The sequence below is a fragment of the Magnetospirillum gryphiswaldense MSR-1 v2 genome (assembly GCF_000513295.1).
GTDB lineage: Bacteria > Pseudomonadota > Alphaproteobacteria > Rhodospirillales > Magnetospirillaceae > Magnetospirillum > Magnetospirillum gryphiswaldense.
This window is the reverse complement of the sequence record NC_023065.1, coordinates 1813992-1830157: the sequence shown is the minus strand read 5'-3', so window position 1 is coordinate 1830157 and position 16166 is coordinate 1813992. Positions and strand designations below refer to the sequence as shown.

Sequence of the window (16166 nt, the reverse complement as noted above, 5' to 3'; positions counted from 1 at the left end):
TGAACGATACCGTAGCAACCCCCCACGCCGATAATGATAAACCCAAGGGTGGGTCCGGGCAACGGCGCTGCCCGCATTACCGCAATGCGTTGCTGATCAGGTATTTGGCGATGTCGACGGGCTTGACCTTGAAGTTCTTGGGCGGCTCCTTGCCATCAAGGGCCAGGGCCACCAGCATGGAATTCTCGACGCTGTTGATGGCCACCTTGAACAGGCCCTTGGCGCCGCGCAGCTTGGGATAATAATTGGGGTCGACGGGCTTTTCCTTGCGGGCCAGACGCTCCAGCGCCTCGTCCTCGCTAAGCTCGGTTTCGTCCGTCTTCAGGATCTTCCAGTCGCTTTGCCCGGCCAATCCAGCCAGATCCTGTTCGGTCACGCTGTCGGCGCTGACGCCGAGTTTGTACAGGTTCTTGCCCAGGCCCACATCGGCGCCCCATTCCTGGTTGGCCTTGCTGGTGGCGACATAGATGATCGGCATGATGGATTCCACAAAACAGGCGGAGAGGGCGGACAAATGGAAAAGGGCCGCCGAAGCGACCCTCTCCACAATCCCACATCGAAAGCGGATTAGCGCTTCGAGAACTGGGTCGAACGACGAGCCTTGTGCTTGCCGTACTTCTTACGCTCGACGACGCGCGGGTCGCGGGTCAGGAAGCCGCCGGCCTTCAGCGCCGGGCGCATGGCCGGGTCGAAGAAGGTCAAAGCGCGGCTGATGCCGTGACGCAGGGCGCCGGCCTGACCGGACAAGCCACCGCCATTGACGGTGCACATGACGTCGAACTGGCCTTCGCAACGGGCGGTCTGGAACGGCTGATTGATCAGCATGCGCAGAACCGGACGGGCGAAATAGGTGGTGACGTCGCGGCCGTTGACCACGATCTTGCCGCTGCCGGGCTTGACCCAGACGCGAGCAATGGCGTTCTTGCGCTTGCCGGTGGCGTAGGCGCGGCCCTGAGCGTCAACCTTACGCTCGTACACGGGCCGAACCTGCGGAACGGCGGCCTGAAGATCGGCCAGACTGGAGAGATCGGCCATGACTACCTCTTGTTCTTCGGGTTCATGGAAGCCACGTCCAGCACTTCAGGCTGCTGCGCTTCATGGGGATGGTTCGGGCCGGCATAGACGCGCAGATTCTTCATCTGAGCGCGTCCCAGCGGACCACGGGTGATCATGCGTTCGACCGCCTTTTCGATGACCCGGTTGGGGAAGCGGCCCGAAAGCAGCTCGCCCACGGTACGGCCCTTGATGCCGCCGGGATGGCCGGTGTGCCAGTAGAAGGTCTTGTCGGCCAGCTTGTTGCCGGTCAACTTCACCTTCTCGGCGTTGATCACGATCACATTGTCGCCCATGTCGACATTGGGGGTGAAGGTGGGGAGGTGCTTGCCCCGCAAGCGCATCGAGATGACGCTGGCGAGACGGCCCAGAACGACGCCGTCCGCGTCGACCACGACCCACTTCTTCTGCACTTCGGACGGTTTGACGTTCAAGGTCTTCATGTCACCCACGGCAAAACCAGTTGGGAACACCGGGACACCCCGGCATTCGAGGGGGCGGAGTATGCCACGGAGAGCGATAGAGTCAACAGGAAATAAATCGTTTAAAATCAATATGTTACAGTAAGGGTATCATAGTACCTCATTGGAGGGCCGCCTGGGCAAAGGGTTTGCCGATGGTCGCGATGACCGGGATGTGATGAGAACGCGCCGGTTTGGGGTCAATCCGCTCCGCCGGCGGCGGCTCGCCATTCCTGCCGCGCCCGGCGGATCACCTGGACGGCGCCGCTGAGATTGAGGCCGCCAATGATGGCGGCGACGGCGATGTCGGGCCAATGGGTGGCGGTGACGAAAACGCCGCTGGCGGCGATGATGACGGCGATGTTGGCGATGGAATCGTTGCGCGAGCATAGCCACACCGACCGCATGTTGGCATCGCCCTGGCGATAGGCGTAAAGCAGGGCGGTGACGGTGCCGTTGGCGGCCAGGGCCAAGAGGCCGATAGCGCCCATGATCTCGGCCCGGGGCAGGGTGCCCGACCAGGCGTGCCAAGCGGTGCTGCCCATCACCCACAACCCGAAGATCGCCATGGTGCCGCCCTTGAACAAGGCGGCGCCGGCACGGACCCGCACTCCCGATGCCAGAACGAACAGGCTGATGCCGTAATTGGCGGCGTCGCCGAAGAAATCCAGCGCGTCAGCCTGCAAGGCGGTGGACCCGGCCAGCCAGCCGGAAACGATCTCGACGAAAAACATGGTCAGGTTGATGGCGAAAGCCACCATCAGGATGCGGCGATAGCGCCCATCCACCGCCATCGGGGCGGGCGGGGTGCAACCGCCGCTGCAACAGGCCGACATGGGCTTAGCCCTTCAATTCAGCCGCCGCCTGTTTGATCACCTGATCGAACTCGGGCAGCGGCGGGAAACGTCCGGCGGTCAGCATCAAATTATCCACCAGACCGAAATCCTCGACGATCATGCCGTGTTGCTGGCAAAAACAGCGGCCATCGTCGTCGCGCTGATGTTCGACCCGCTCAAGATAGGGTCTGGTTTCTTCGCACCAGGAAAACACCTTCTTGCCCAAGGCTTCGGCGAAGCCCATCTCCCACGCGGTGCCGGCATCGGCACCGGGGCCGCGAAACGGCGAGATACAGGCGATCACCGCGTCGCAGGCGCGGATCAGATCGATATTGGCCTGACGGATGGCCGCCGCCTGCTGCTCTTGCGGCAAGTTCTGCCATTTGCCCTCGCCATCCAGGGGCGAGACGCCCTCAAGCCCGTTTTCAGCGCAGATTTCCTTGAGATATTGGAACAACGCCTTGGCCGCCGGATGGAACACCGCCGGGCCGGCGAGATAAAGGGTGGGCTTGCGCGACATGGTCCGCCTTGCTGCTATGATGGCGTCCATGCTGCCGTAAGCCGAGGCGGGTGCCAAGAGGCACGATCTCGGTATTTGATAAATAAGTGGCATGATGAAATCCGCGCTTGATTTGCTTGCGTCCCTGCCATTCCTAGTCGGAGTAGAAGTTGAAAAAGGGGGGGATCATGAAGATGCATGTGCTGCCTTTGGTCGTGGCGTTGATGGCGACACCGCTTTACGTCTCGGCTGCCGACGCGCCCAAGCCGGTGGGGCAGCAAATCCTGGTCAAGGTCGAGCCTCAGCCGTGGCAGACCCGTCGAGCTGTGTTCGCCGATACCATCGACGCCCTGGGCGCCAGTCAGGGCAAGGACGCGGTCGCCATGGCCCGCTTCGATGGCATGCTGACCGATTTCGAGAAGAACCCGCTGTCGCTGACCCCCATGGAGGCGATGGATTATTACGGCATCTTCTATGTGCCGCGTGAAGGTGCTACCCACACGCCGCAAATCCTGCAGATGGTCAGTTTTTTCACCACCTTGGGCTGGTACGACGCGCTGCGCTTCGCCGATGACAGCGGGCGGGCGGAAATCATCGACAACGAATTCTTCTTCAACCGCGCCTATCGCCTGGGCGGGCAGCAGCAAATTCAATTGCTGTCGGATTTTCTGACCACGCAGCCGCAACAAGCGGCGCAAGCGGTCCAGGCCGGTATCGCCATGGCCCGCAACGCCCGCGCCAGAGGGGATAAATACGACGAACACTGGCCCACCGCTTATGGCTTGCAGCGCATGATGTGCGGCCTGGAAGGCAAAAAAGACTGCCCGAAGCCGCCGGCCATGCCCCAAGCCCAGTGGGATGGCGCCTTTGCCAAAGCCGTTGCCACGGTCGAGAATTATTACCGCGACAACAGCGGGCGCAAATAAAGAGGAGGGCATGATGGCCTGTAAAATCTGCGGCGCGGTGACGGACGAGGCCGATTATTGCAGCGAACATTGCCGCCTGAAGCTTGAATGCCAGCGCATCGCCTGGGACCGCGCCGCCCGCATGGTCGGCGTCAACGGCTATTACGACCGCCGTTACCGCGAACACATGCGCAACCACAACACCCGTGGCGCCAAGGTCATGCGCAAGGAATGGGACGCTGCCTTGGCCAAGCTGGGGGAAAGGCCGTAGCTGTTCAGGCGCGAGCAACGAAAGGAAGAAAATGCAAAAGGTGCTCAAGGGGCTCAAGTTTGCCGGCTGGGTCGTGATTATCGGCGGCATGCTGATTTCCGCCGTACGGGTGTTTCTGACGCTGAAGGCCCAGGCTTTCGACCAAGTGGCGGGGGCTGGCGTATACGCTTTGGTCGGGCTGGCCGGCGGTGGCCTGACGGTGGCCCTGGCCCGCTTTCTCGAAGACCTTCGCGCCAACCGGGCCCTGGCATGCCGGGTGGTGGGGGATGCGCTGCCGTCCCACCCGGTGAGTGCCCTTGGCCTGTTGGTGGTTTTGGCCGGCCTTGCTTATATCGCCACCGTGGTGTGGACTTTTGTGCTGGGCGATGATCGCACCCTGGCCGCCTGGAGCGTTGTCGCCGCCGGTCCCGGCCTGCTGATGGTGTTGGGCGGCATTGTCCTGATGCTGATCGGTGGTGTGGTCAAATCACCGAGACGCGGTCGGTAGGTGGGACACGACGGTTGCCGGTGGAATGGACCCGCAACTTCCCCCCTTGCCGCGCCCCATGCCCTTACGCTATAACCCGCCTTCCGCACCCCGCTGTGCGGCATCCGGCCTGCACCCGTAGCTCAGCTGGATAGAGCGCTGCCCTCCGAAGGCAGAGGTCACAAGTTCGAATCTTGTCGGGTGCGCCAACTTTCTCCCTCCCCCTGGTTTCCCCACCCATGCTTTGTGCGTTGGGTTAAACCTCTCGTTAAGCGGTTTGATTTAAATAATGAAAGCTGTTGTCAGAAGGACATCGGCGTGAGCATGCGGAAAACCCTTAAAACCGGCCTTGTCGTCGCCACCGTGGCGGTGTCGCTGTCGGCTTGTGCGCTTGAGCCCGAGGCCTTGGGGGAAATCCGTGCCGATCTCAAACGTCACGCCGAAACCCTGCCCCAGGAAACCCTGTCGCAGCCGCTGACGGTGGATGATGCCATCGCCCTGGCGGTGGCCCATAATCTGGATTCCCGCGTCAAGCTGCTGGAAGAAGTGTTGGCCCAGGGCAAGGCCGATCTGTCCATCTTCGCCCTGTTGCCGGAAATGGCCGCCAAGGGTGGTCTCAGCCGCCGCGGTCCGCGCAAGGCGACCACGTCCAAGGATTTGTCCGCCGGCACCACCGGCAATTATTCCACCAGTGACGACGTCATCAGCCGGACCGGCGATTTGACCGCCACCTGGAACCTGATGGATTTCGGCATCGCCATGCTGCGCGCCGACCAGGAATCCGACCGCATCACGCTGGCTCAGGAAAAGCGCCGCCGGGCGCTGCATCTGCTGATCCAGGACGTGCAGGCCGCCTATTGGAAGGCGGTCATCAACGAATACGCCGAGAGAAAATACAACGCCCTGGAATTGCGTCTGATCCGTTCGGTCAAGGATGCCGAGGAAGCCGAGCGCAGTCAGGTCGGCGACCCCATGCAGATGCTGGCGCATCAGCGCGCCATCGTCGACACCATGCGCCAGATCGCCGAGATGCAGCGTCAGACCGCCACCGCGCGGGCCGATCTGGCCGGTTTGATGGGAGTGCAGTCCCACACCGCCTTCCAACTGGCCGAGTTGAAGGAAGGCGGCACCCTGGTGGTCGATCCGCCCGCCGCCGATGTCGAGGCGTTGCAGCAAGTCGCCCTGGACAATCGCCCCGAGCTGCGCGTCGAGGAAGCCCAGTTTCGCATCGACGTCCAGGAAATCTATACCGAGCTGTTGAAGTCTCTTCCCGGCATCGGTCCCTTCATTGGTGGCCATTACGATGCCAATTCGTATCTCAAATACAATGCCTGGGCTGATGCCGGCGTGCAGGTGGCGTGGAATTTGGTGGATGTGCTGAGCGCCCCCAAGCGCATCGGCCAAGCCCAGAACGTGGCGGAAGTCACCCGTGCCCGCCGCTTGGCCCTGGGCATGGCGGTGGTCACCCAGGTGCGGGTGGCCGATATCCAGTATCGCCACGCCATGAAGGAATTCCGCCTGACCGAACAGATGGCCGGTATCGACCGCCGCATCACCTCGCTGGCCGGCAAGTCGCGCTCGGCCGGCAGCGGCAGCGCCATGGAGGAAATCAAGGCCGAGGCGGCGGGCATGCTGTCCACCTTGCGCCGCTTCATCCTGTATTCCGACCTGCAAGCGGCCAAGGCACGGCTGAATGCGGCCATGGGCCTGGACCCGCAACCGCCCATGCCGGAAACCAGGCCGACCGCTGCTCTGGAGGTCTCTCCTCGTGTCGTCGCCCACCTCACCCGCTGATCCGGCGGCACTGGAAGCCGAGGCCAAGGCGATATCCGCCTGTCTGCGCGCCATGGGCCATGTGGTCGCGGCGTCGGCCCTGCTTGATTCATGGCGCATGGCCGAAGCCGAGGCGGCGGCCGCGCCGTGGATCACCGCCCTGGGCCGCCATGGCTTCGCCGCTCATTTCGAGCCCCAGACCAAGCTTGCTGTGCTTGCCGCCGATCTGTTGCCCTGCGTGGTGCTGGCCGGCTTGTCCTCGCGTTCGCTCAACCTGCCTGCGCCGGTGGCCGAGACGGCACCGGTCCTGTTCATCCGCCCGCGGCTGGATACGGCGGAAAGCGCCATTCCCACCTCGTGGCCGGCCTTGCTGGCCTCGTGGAAACCCATGGTGGTGCGCGCCGCCCTGGCCGGGGCCTTGGCCAATGTGCTGGCCTTGGCGGCACCGTTGTTTTCGGCTCAGGTTTACGACCGGGTGTTGCCGCACGGCTTGCTCGATTCGCTGGCCGCCCTGGCCGCTTTGTTCCTGGCCGCCGCCTTGTTCGAGCAGGTGTTTCGCCGCCTGCGCGCCTTGTTCGTGGAAGATGCCTTGCATGACGGCAATGTGCGGCTGGCCATGGACATGCATCGCCGCATCCTGGAAACCCGCTTCGATGGCGCCGCAGCGCCCTCGGGCCATTTGATGCGCATGTTGCAGGATTTCGATTCCATCCGCGACGGCTTCGGCGCTGCCGCCGTGTCGTTGCTGGCCGATCTGCCGTTCATGGCATTGTTTCTGTTCGGCCTGTTCTTATGCGATCCGATGATCGCCTTGGCCGTTTTCGCTCTCAATGTCGTGGTCAGTCTGTCCACCTTCATCGCCTTGCACCGGCAGAAGCTGCTGCACCGCGAATTGTCGCGCGCCGCCAGCTTCCGCGCCCAGGCGGCGCAGGAATCCTTCAGCGACCCGGAAACCGTGCGCCGCGTCGGCGCCCAGACCTATTTGCAGGGGCGCTTTCGCCAGGGCACGGTGTTGTACGCCACCGCCGCGCGGGCCATCCGCACCGTGGCGGCGGCACGCGGCAATCTGTCCATGCTGGCGCAGAACCTGTCCATGCTGATTGCCATCGGCCTGGGCGGCTGGCGGGCGGTGGAAGGCGACATGAGCGCCGGTGTCATCCTGGCCGCCACCATGCTGGCCACCCGCTTTACCGGCGCCACCATGCAATTGGTGGCGGTGGTGCCGCAGACCCTGGCGGCGCTGGCCTCGCTGGAAGCCTTGCGCACGGTGACCGGACGCCCGACCGAGCGGCCCCTGGGGGCGGCGTTGATTCATCGCCCGGTGGCGCAGGGGCAGTTGATTGTGGACGGCGTGGTGGCCCGCTATCCCGGTGCCTCCCATCCGGTGCTGGACGGCATTGATCTGATGGTGGCCGCCGGCCAGCGTCTGGCGGTGGTGGGGCCATCGGGATCGGGCAAGACCACCTTGGAAAAGGTACTGACCGGCATCATCCGCCCGCAAAGCGGACGGGTCATGCTGGACGGCGTCGATATCGCCCTGATCGATCCCGCCGATCTGCGCCGCCATCTGGCGGTATGCCCGCAAAACCCGCCGCTTTATTCCGGCACCTTGCGCACCAATCTGTCGTTGAACGGGCTGGTGTCCGATGACGACATGGTGGCCATGCTCAACGGCTTGGGCGCGGGTGGGGTGATGCCGGTGGGCATGGGCCTGGATTTCGAGGTGATGGAAGGCGGACGCAATCTTTCCGGCGGTCAGCGGCAATTGGTCGCCCTGGCCCGCGCCTTGTTGCAAGCGGCACCGGTGACCATCTTGGATGAACCCACCGCCGCCCTGGACGAGGCGACCGAGCGCCGGGCCATCGCCGGCATTCACAAAAGCATCGGCCAGCGCACCTTGGTGGTGATCTCGCACCGGGCGGCGGTGACCGCCCTGGCCCAGCGCGTCGCCACCATGGATCGCGGCAAGATCGTGCGGGTGGCCGAACGGGCGCAGCCCGCTGCCGCTGTTCCGCCCCGGGGGGCCTGAGCCATGGCCGAAAAATCCCTTGATCCCGGCCTGGACGCCTTTCGCAGCCCTATTCACGGCATTGCCCCCAAGCTGACGCCGCCTTCGGCCAATTGGCTGCTGGGCTGGTGCGTCACCGCCTTTGTCGGCCTGACCGCGGCGGCGGCGGTGCTGGAACTGGACGAGGTGGTGACGGCGCCCGCCCGCATCGAGCCGTCGGGTCAAGTGCGTCGGGTCCAGCATTTCGAGGGCGGCACCATCCAGGAAGTGCTGGTACGCGAAGGTGCCTTCGTCGCCGAGGGCGAAGTGCTGGTGCGGCTGGTCAATTCGCAAGGGGCGCAGGATCTGGCCGACCGTCGCGCCCGCTGGTCGGCCTTTCATGCTCGCGCGGCACGACTGAAAGCCGATTTGTCCGGGGCCAAGGACATCGTCTGGCCCGCAGGCGTTGATATCGACGCAGACACCAAGCGCCGGGAAACCAGCATTCACGGCGAGCGTTTGGCCCACCGGGCCCAACAAGTGACGGTGATCCAGCGCGAAATGGAGCGACGCCGGCGCGAGGTGGTCGAGACCGAGACCCGCCATGCCGGTCTGGCTCGGGCCCAGTCCAAGGGCGCCGAGGAAATGCACATCAAGAGAAAGGCTTATGAGGTCGGCGTCGTCGGCAATCAGGAAATCGTCAAGCTGGAACGCGAACAGCTGATGCTGGATACCGAGGTGTCCACCGCGCGCGACACCATCTCGCGCTTGCAGGCGCAACTGGCGGAAGCCGATGCCAAGCTCAACGAGTTCGAGAAGGGCTGGCGCACCGAGGTGCTGGAGGAAATCAGCAAGGCCGAGGCGGAAATCGCCGCGCTGAAGGCGACCATGGAGGTGGCCACCGATCGCGAGTCGCGCTCGGAAGTACGCTCGCCGGTGCGCGGCGTGGTCAAGATGGCGGCGATCACCAGCGTCGGTCAGGTGGCCAAGCCCGGCGATACCTTGATGGATATCGTCCCCCTGGATGACGCCCTGGTGGTGGAAGCCAAGGTGCCGCCCCAGGATATCGGCCATCTGCGCGAGGGATTGGCCGCCCGCATCCGCCTGTCCGCCTATGATCCATTCCGCTACGGTCAATTGCCGGGGCGGGTGCTGGCGGTGGGCGCCGATTCCATCGAGGAAGCCCAGGGCAATACCGTCAACACCTATTACAAGGTGGTGATCCAGTCGGATCAGGCGGTGCTCACCGATGGCAAGGGCCAAGTCCATGCGGTGCGCTCGGGCATGGCCGGCACCGCCTCCATCATCATCGGCCGCAAATCCATCTTGCGCATGGTTTTCGATCCGCTGTTGCGCAATGAAGTGATTTTTTCACTGAATTGGTTCAAACTATCCTGATCCGTCATTCCCAGAAAGGTGAATGCCATGCCCATCATGACCGCTCCGGTCGCCGCGCCAAAGTTGCCGGTGATAGAGGTCGCCGCAGGCAAGACCGCCCAGGTCATCGGCAAGGTCGCCCAGGTCCAGGGTGAAGCCTGGATCATCCGCGACGGCCAAAAGATTGTCGCCGCCAAGGATGCGCCGTTGCTGAAGGGCGACGAGGTGGAAACCGCCCCGGCGGCGGAAATCTCGCTGGTCTTCGCCGACCGCTCCACCTTCGTGCTCAAGGATCGCGGTCTGATCGGGCTGGACGAATTCAGCTATGACCCGGCGACCAAGACCGGATCGGAAAGCATCCTGGTGGCCCAGGGCGCCTTTTCCTTCGTCTCCGGCGACATCGCCAAATCAGCGCCGGGCGCCGCCCGGCTGGCCACCCCGGCCATGTCCGTCGGCGTGCGCGGCACCACCGTGGTTGGCAGCGTCGGCAGCGGCGGCGAGACCTCGGTGGCGCTGCAACCCGATCCCGGTTCCGGTTTCGTCGGTGAAATCGCCTTGAGCCGGCCCGGCAGCGGTGACGCGCCGCTGGTGATCAGCGATGCCGGCGCCGGTGTGCTGGGGGCGACCTTCGGCAGCAGCTTCACCCAATCCAGCAATGCCGGCGCGGTGGTCAGCGCCGTTGCCCCGACACCATCGGCGCCGCCTGCGGTGGCGCCGTCTTTGCCGGCGGCCCCGGCGGCAAATGGCGCCTCGTCCGGTGGTGACGGCCCGGCCAATACCGGCGGCGGCGATGGGGATTCTGTTGGCAATGGCAACGGAGCTGGGGGCGTTGATCCCATCACGCTGCCGCCACCGCCTCCTCCTCCGCCGCCTCCGCCGCCTCCGCCGCCACCGCCGCCGCCACCGCCGCCACCGCCTCCGCCGCCACCGCCACCACCGCCGCCACCGACGCCGCCGCCGCCGCCCGTCAACGACCCGCCGGTGGGGTCGGGCGCGGCTTTGACCGCTCCGGGGACGGAAGGGACGCCATACACCATCACCGCCGCCGAGCTGCTGGCCAAGGTCAGCGATCCCAATGGCGACGTCCTGACCTTGACGGGGCCGGTGACCGCCGATCACGGCAGCGTCACCGACAATCTGGATGGGACCTTTACCCTGACCCCCGATGCCGATTTCCACGGGCCGATGGTCATCAGCTATGGGGTCAGCGACGGTAGCGTTACCATCACCGCCACCACATTGGCCAATTTCGCCAATACACCCGATGCTCCGGTAGCGGGCAGCGTCACCCTGCCGGCCACCAGCGAGGATACCGGTCTGGTGCTGAGTTTGGCGCAATTGCTGGGCAGCGCCACCGACGCCGATGGCGATCCCTTGGCCATCACCAATCTGTCGGCCAGTAATGGCGCCAGCTTCACCGACAACGGCAACGGCACCTTCACCATCACTCCGGCGGCCAATTACAGCGGCACGATCAGCCTGACTTATGACATCGATGACGGCACCGGCAACCAAGTCGCCACCAGCGCCAGCGTGGTGGTCAACGCCGTCAACGATGCGCCGACCATGTCCAGCTATGTGGGCATGTCGTCACCGAACGAGGATGGGCCGTTCCCCGGCGAAACCGTGTATGCCCTGTTCAATACCGGATTCAGCGATACCGCCGACCTTGGCACCCTGGCCGGCGTGGCGGTGATCGGCAACAACACCGTATCGCCCGATGGCGCTTGGCAATATTCCTCCGATGGTGGCACCACCTGGGTGGATGTGGGCGGCGTCAACGACAACAGCTCCGCCCTGGCCTTGTCGGCTTCGACCAAGCTGCGCTTCAACGCCGCCCCCGATTTCCACGGTACGGCACCGTCGCTTTATGTGCGCGGCCTGGATAACAGTTATGCCGGCGGCTGGTCGTCCAGCACCGGCAGCGCGGTCTATACCAACACGTCATCACCGGGCGGCTCTTCCGCCATTGCCGCCACGGCCACCGAATTGTCCACCGACGTCAACGCCGTCAACGACGCACCCACGTCCAGTGCGGTGACCCTGACGGCGGGGGTGGAAAACGTGCTGTACACCTTCACCGAGACTCAATTGCTGGCCAATGCGGTGGATGTGGACGGCGACACCCTGACCATCTCTTCGTTTACCCCCAGTACCGGGACGGTCAACAATCTGGGGGGCGGCAATTACTCGTGGCTGTTGCCGGCGGATTACAACGGCACCGCCAGTTTGGCCTATATCATCAGCGACGGTCAGGGCGGCACCGTCACTGGCAGCGCCGATGTGTCCATCGCCGCCATGGTAACCACGGCGGGGGTTGATACCTTGACCGCCGGCGATGGCGACCACGCCTATCGGGTCGATGCAGGCACCTTCGCCGCCGGCGATTCCATCATCGATACCGGCAATCCCGCCGACGCGGACGTCATCAGGGTGATTTCGGCGGGTACGGTGGATCTGGCCGCCGGTTCGGTCACCGGCATCGAGAGCATCGCGATCGAGGCTTCCGGCGCCACCACCATCGTGCTGGGCGGCGGGGCCGATCCGCAGCAATTCCAGTTCATCGGCGGCGGTCCCGGTTCGGACACGGTACGGCTGGCCGATAGCGGTTCCACCTTGGATTTGACCGGCATCGTCCTGACCTCCATCGACAGCGTTTCCACCGGTGCCGGCAACGACACCATCAGTTTCGATGATGTCAACTTTCCCAGCATCGGCATCGTTGTCGATGGCGATGCCAGTGCGGTCGATAGCGATAAGGTGATCATTTACCAAACCCAGGCGGGAACCCTGGATGTCAGCGCCAGCGTGTTCAGCAATATCGAAACGGTGGCGTTGGTTGCCGCCACCAGTGCGGACGTGGTGTTGATCGGCAACAGCCTGAACAACAGTCTGGTCGGCGGGGCCGGTAGCGATAAACTGACCGGCGGTACCGGGGCCGACACCTTGACCGGCGGGGCCGGCAGTGATGTCTTCGTCTATACCACCCCGACGGAATCGGCCAATGCCCTGGCCAATCGCGACACCATCACCGATTTCACCTCGGGCACCGACCACATACAGATTTCGGTCAGTGGCGCGCATGTGGATGTGTCGGGCTTTGAATCGGTGGGCAGCTATAACCTGGGCCAAGCCTCGCTGACCGGCGGTGTGGCCCGTACCGGTGGCGTCATCGGCGACTGTTTCTATGCCGGGGGTGTCGATCAGGCGCTTTACGTCTGGGTCGGCAATTCAAGTTCCAACATCAACACCGATGGCGGCTATGTCATCGCCAGCCCTACGGCCATTGCCGCCGCCGATCTGGATTTCAACATCAGCGGCACCGCCGGTACCGACACCCTGGTCGGCGGTGCCGGCAACGATACCCTGATCGCTTCCCTCGGCGGCGACAGCCTGACCGGCAATGGCGGTACCGACAGCTTTGTTTTGGCTGACAACAGCAATACCACCATCACCGACTTCACCGTCGGCACCGACACTGTCACCTTGTCCAATACCGAGTTCGCTCTGGGCAGTTCCGGGACTTTGGCGGTGTCGGATTATGCGGAAGGTGCCACCGCCATGTCGGGCACCGCTTTTGATTACGGCGCCACCGGCGATGGTCTGGTCGCCATCCAAAGCGGTGCGGACGTGCAATTGTGGAGCACCACCGCCATGGAGGCGGCGACGACGGCCAATTCAGTGCTGGTGGGGACGCTCAACAACGTCAACACATCGGCGCTGGATAACACCAGCTTCCATTTGGGGGTTTAGGCGGGGTTTGCCCCGCCTAAACTTGGCGATCCTAAGCCGCCCGGCGTAGTTGGGCGATTTTACGATGCCCGGCGCAAGCGGACGATGACGTCGATGCCGGCCACTTCCATGCCCTCGGGGGCGTCGGGCAGGCCCATCACCTGCGGCTGGCAGCCGGGGATGTCCTCGATGCGGCCGGTGGCTTCATGGTAGAAATGGTGGTGCTCGGCGGTGTTGGTGCAAAACCAGCTGCGTTCGCCCATGGGCACGCGCTTGACCAGACCGGCGGCGGCGAATTCGTTCAGCGTGTTGTAGACGGTGGCCAGGGACAGGCGCATGCCCTGGGTCAGCGCCTCCTGGTGCAGGCTGTCCGGGGTCAAGTGGCGGCTGCCGCCATCCTCGATCAGCCGACCAATGGTCAGGCGCTGGCGGGTGGGGCGGATTCCGGCGCCTCGCAGCGTCGCTTCGTCGATACGCAGCACGTCTAAGCCTCGTGAAAAACCCTAATTTGAAATGCAGTTTATGCGCATTCCATTGGCAGAACAACCATCTCCTGGTGTCTGACTGTTGCTGATGGTTAACATGCGTCGCAACAAGTCCAGGTCGCGGCGCAGCGAGTCGGTGTGATGGTCGCTCCACATGCGGCCAAAGCAGCCCGGGGCGTTGCAGGCGGCGCATGTCTGCGGGCGCCCGGCCAGTTCACGGGCGTGAATTTCGATCAGATCGGTCAGGTGGCTGACGCGGTCCTCTTCCGGCGCCAGATCGAGGAAGGCCAGTTTCAGCCGCAACCCGACCTGACCCAAGGGCGTGGTCGGGCGGTCCACCGGCAGGGCCAGCATCATGGCCAGGATACCGCGCCCCTGGGGGGTGATGGTGAACAGGCTGTAGCGACCGTCATGGCTGAAATCAAGATGCCGGGCCCGGGCCATTTCATCCAGGCAGTCGCAGATCAGCTGCGGCGACGGCGCCCATTGTCCCGAGGCCACGGTGTCGATGCAGGCGCACACCGCTTCCGCCGTGGTCGCCCCGCGTGCGGCGCAGCCCAGCGCGGTCAGCCAGATGAAGTCTCCCGGCCCCATGGGGCGGCTGGAACCGGTAAAGACGATGGCGGCGGGGCGGGAATGGGTCATGATGGACCTTATATGCAAGTGAAACTCATTCGCAAATTAATCGGCGCCGCGCCATCTTGTCAACCGTTTCCCGGTCCATAAAAATTCGGTAAAAAAGATACTATTATTAACCGTTGCTGTTGCACCGCCCCCTGCCGTAACGTTCACAAAAGCCACACAATCGGCGTATCGGGGACGAAACAAGATGCCCATGGCCAGCCCACAAACCCTGTCCACCGGGGTGCGCGACATTGATCGCGGGACCGAAGGCTTGTGTTATGTCATGGGCCGGCTGTTCGAGCCGGGGGTGGAATGTCGCCGCCAACTGAATGGCCATTGTGACCGCACCGCATGCACACGGTTGGCGGCGCTGACCAAGTTTATGGACCGCACCTTCCGGCAACAGGAAAGCCTGATGGCCGAGGCGGCCTATCCCCATGAAGATCACCATCGCCGCGAACATTGGCGCATCATCGAGCAATTGCGCCACATGCGCGATGCCAATGTCTGCGCCGATCTGGACCGTCAGGTGGTGCGCGAGGTGGTGGCGCAATGGGTGTCTGAACATATCCCCGAATGCGACCGCCGCCTGGGCAATTGGGCGCTGACCCGCCGGGTACGCGACCCGGGGCGTTAATCCCCCCAGGCGATCAGCGTGATGATGCCGCCCAGCAGCCATAGCGGCAGGGGCGCGTTGACCAGTGGAAAATACCAGCCGCATTCGCGAAAGGTCAGGCGGTCAAGGAGGCTGGCCGGGGTGACGCTGATCCCACCCGCTGGGTTGACCCAGCGGTAATGGCTGGTGCGCAGGCGGCGGATCAAATCCAGGCCGCCGATGCAGGCCGGGCCGATCTTGGCCGCCAGACTGGCCGGCCCCCAACCGATCTCATCGGCGAACGCGCCCAATCCCAGCACCACCACCAGATAGACGATGACCAGCGGCAGCCATCGCATCAGCCCAAACCCCGCCGGTCCCACCATCAGCGGGATGACGCTGTCGTCCTGACCGGTACGGCTGTGCCATGGCTTGCGCATGGGCGGCATTTTCGCCGGTGACGCGCGCTTTGTCTCGGTCTTTCGACACCAGCTTGACCAACGTTAAAGCTGACCAATCGTCTGGGTCATAGGGTCAGGGTGACGGGGGAGCCCAAGGTTCCCGCGTGTGAGTTCAGGGTGCGACCACCGGCGGGGGGAGTTTCCGCGGTGGGTTGATCTCAAACCCTTGGAAACCCTTAGGAGCGACCATGTCCGAGACACTGACGAAAGCCGCTGCCCGCAATATCTTTTATGGCGGTACGGCATTTTTCTTCGCGGTGTTCGTTGCCTTGACCGTGCACAGCGTGTCCAAAGCCAACGCCATCGCCGCCGCCAATCCCGTCACCCCATCGGTGGCGGCGGGCAAGCATGTGTGGGAAAAGCATTCCTGCATCAACTGCCACACCCTGATGGGTGAAGGCGCTTATTACGCCCCGGAACTGGGCAATGTCTGGGTCCGCTTCGGCGGTAAGGAAGACGCCAGCGGTGCCCGTGAGGCACTGAAGGCGTGGATGAAGGGCCAGCCGTCCGGCGTCGAAGGCCGCCGGCAGATGCCCCAATTTAACCTGACCGAGACCGAACTGGACAACCTGGCCGACTTCTTCAAGTGGACCAGTGAAGTCGACACCCAGAACTGGCCGCCCAAGGTCAGCGGCTAACCG

17 protein-coding genes and 1 tRNA gene are annotated in these 16166 nt (G+C 63.9%); 10 read left to right on the top strand and 8 right to left on the bottom strand.

Going from position 1 to position 16166, the window contains the following annotated elements:
* Nucleotides 1-76 precede the first annotated feature (76 nt).
* The 5 genes from MGMSRV2_RS08660 to MGMSRV2_RS08640 all read right to left on the bottom strand — a co-directional run bounded on the left by MGMSRV2_RS08660 (nt 77) and on the right by MGMSRV2_RS08640 (nt 2870).
* On the bottom strand, nt 77-478 hold the full coding sequence (locus tag MGMSRV2_RS08660; protein ID WP_024079967.1) for a hypothetical protein: 402 nt from the start codon (nt 476-478) through the stop codon (nt 77-79).
* 89 nt (nt 479-567) lie between these two features.
* The gene (gene rpsI, locus MGMSRV2_RS08655; RefSeq protein WP_024079966.1) at nt 568-1035 is read right to left on the bottom strand and encodes a 30S ribosomal protein S9; all 468 of its coding nucleotides are present in this window, start codon (nt 1033-1035) and stop codon (nt 568-570) included.
* A gap of 2 nt (nt 1036-1037) precedes the next feature.
* A complete protein-coding gene (rplM, locus tag MGMSRV2_RS08650; protein WP_024079965.1) occupies nt 1038-1496 on the bottom strand; it encodes a 50S ribosomal protein L13 in 459 nt (152 codons plus the stop codon).
* A gap of 218 nt (nt 1497-1714) precedes the next feature.
* Nucleotides 1715-2350, bottom strand: coding sequence for a cation efflux transmembrane domain-containing protein (locus MGMSRV2_RS08645; protein ID WP_024079964.1), 636 nt, complete (start codon nt 2348-2350; stop codon nt 1715-1717).
* A gap of 4 nt (nt 2351-2354) precedes the next feature.
* Nucleotides 2355-2870 (bottom strand): nucleoside 2-deoxyribosyltransferase, encoded by a 516-nt coding sequence (locus MGMSRV2_RS08640; protein WP_024079963.1) that lies wholly within the window; start codon nt 2868-2870, stop codon nt 2355-2357.
* A 167-nt stretch (nt 2871-3037) separates the two neighbouring features.
* Here MGMSRV2_RS08640 and MGMSRV2_RS08635 point away from each other — a divergent pair, with 167 nt between their 5' ends.
* The 8 genes from MGMSRV2_RS08635 to MGMSRV2_RS08600 all read left to right on the top strand — a co-directional run bounded on the left by MGMSRV2_RS08635 (nt 3038) and on the right by MGMSRV2_RS08600 (nt 13381).
* Nucleotides 3038-3775, top strand: coding sequence for a hypothetical protein (locus MGMSRV2_RS08635; RefSeq protein ID WP_024079962.1), 738 nt, complete (start codon nt 3038-3040; stop codon nt 3773-3775).
* 10 nt (nt 3776-3785) lie between these two features.
* Nucleotides 3786-4025, top strand: a complete 240-nt coding sequence (locus MGMSRV2_RS08630) for a hypothetical protein (RefSeq protein ID WP_024079961.1) — start codon at nt 3786-3788, stop codon at nt 4023-4025.
* Nucleotides 4026-4056: 31 nt separating this feature from the next.
* Nucleotides 4057-4512, top strand: coding sequence for a hypothetical protein (locus MGMSRV2_RS08625; RefSeq protein WP_024079960.1), 456 nt, complete (start codon nt 4057-4059; stop codon nt 4510-4512).
* 111 nt (nt 4513-4623) lie between these two features.
* Nucleotides 4624-4700: transfer RNA gene (locus MGMSRV2_RS08620), tRNA-Arg, on the top strand.
* 109 nt (nt 4701-4809) lie between these two features.
* Nucleotides 4810-6285 (top strand): TolC family protein, encoded by a 1476-nt coding sequence (locus tag MGMSRV2_RS08615; RefSeq protein ID WP_024079959.1) that lies wholly within the window; start codon nt 4810-4812, stop codon nt 6283-6285.
* Nucleotides 6260-8293: an ATP-binding cassette domain-containing protein gene (locus MGMSRV2_RS08610; protein ID WP_024079958.1), complete on the top strand. Its 2034-nt coding sequence runs from the start codon at nt 6260-6262 to the stop codon at nt 8291-8293. The genes MGMSRV2_RS08615 and MGMSRV2_RS08610 overlap by 26 nt, the downstream gene beginning before the upstream one ends.
* A 3-nt stretch (nt 8294-8296) precedes the next feature.
* Nucleotides 8297-9649 (top strand): HlyD family type I secretion periplasmic adaptor subunit, encoded by a 1353-nt coding sequence (locus tag MGMSRV2_RS08605; RefSeq protein WP_024079957.1) that lies wholly within the window; start codon nt 8297-8299, stop codon nt 9647-9649.
* A gap of 27 nt (nt 9650-9676) precedes the next feature.
* Nucleotides 9677-13381 carry a cadherin-like domain-containing protein gene (locus tag MGMSRV2_RS08600; RefSeq protein ID WP_024079956.1) on the top strand — a complete coding sequence of 1235 codons (3705 nt, stop codon included), beginning with the start codon at nt 9677-9679 and terminating at the stop codon, nt 13379-13381.
* 59 nt (nt 13382-13440) lie between these two features.
* Here MGMSRV2_RS08600 and irrA read toward each other — a convergent pair whose 3' ends face one another.
* The gene (irrA, locus tag MGMSRV2_RS08595) at nt 13441-13842 is read right to left on the bottom strand and encodes an iron response transcriptional regulator IrrA (RefSeq protein ID WP_024079955.1); all 402 of its coding nucleotides are present in this window, start codon (nt 13840-13842) and stop codon (nt 13441-13443) included.
* Nucleotides 13843-13863: 21 nt separating this feature from the next.
* Nucleotides 13864-14490: a hypothetical protein gene (locus MGMSRV2_RS08590; protein ID WP_024079954.1), complete on the bottom strand. Its 627-nt coding sequence runs from the start codon at nt 14488-14490 to the stop codon at nt 13864-13866.
* Nucleotides 14491-14674: 184 nt separating this feature from the next.
* On the opposite strand from MGMSRV2_RS08590, the gene MGMSRV2_RS08585 reads away from it, so the two are divergent.
* Nucleotides 14675-15106: a bacteriohemerythrin gene (locus tag MGMSRV2_RS08585; RefSeq protein ID WP_024079953.1), complete on the top strand. Its 432-nt coding sequence runs from the start codon at nt 14675-14677 to the stop codon at nt 15104-15106.
* Here the strand turns inward: MGMSRV2_RS08585 and MGMSRV2_RS08580 are convergent.
* A complete protein-coding gene (locus MGMSRV2_RS08580; protein WP_024079952.1) occupies nt 15103-15504 on the bottom strand; it encodes a hypothetical protein in 402 nt (133 codons plus the stop codon). The two genes, MGMSRV2_RS08585 and MGMSRV2_RS08580, sit on opposite strands and share 4 nt — an antisense overlap.
* 209 nt (nt 15505-15713) lie before the next feature.
* Here MGMSRV2_RS08580 and MGMSRV2_RS08575 point away from each other — a divergent pair, with 209 nt between their 5' ends.
* Nucleotides 15714-16163 carry a c-type cytochrome gene (locus MGMSRV2_RS08575; protein WP_024079951.1) on the top strand — a complete coding sequence of 150 codons (450 nt, stop codon included), beginning with the start codon at nt 15714-15716 and terminating at the stop codon, nt 16161-16163.
* Nucleotides 16164-16166: the final 3 nt, after the last annotated feature.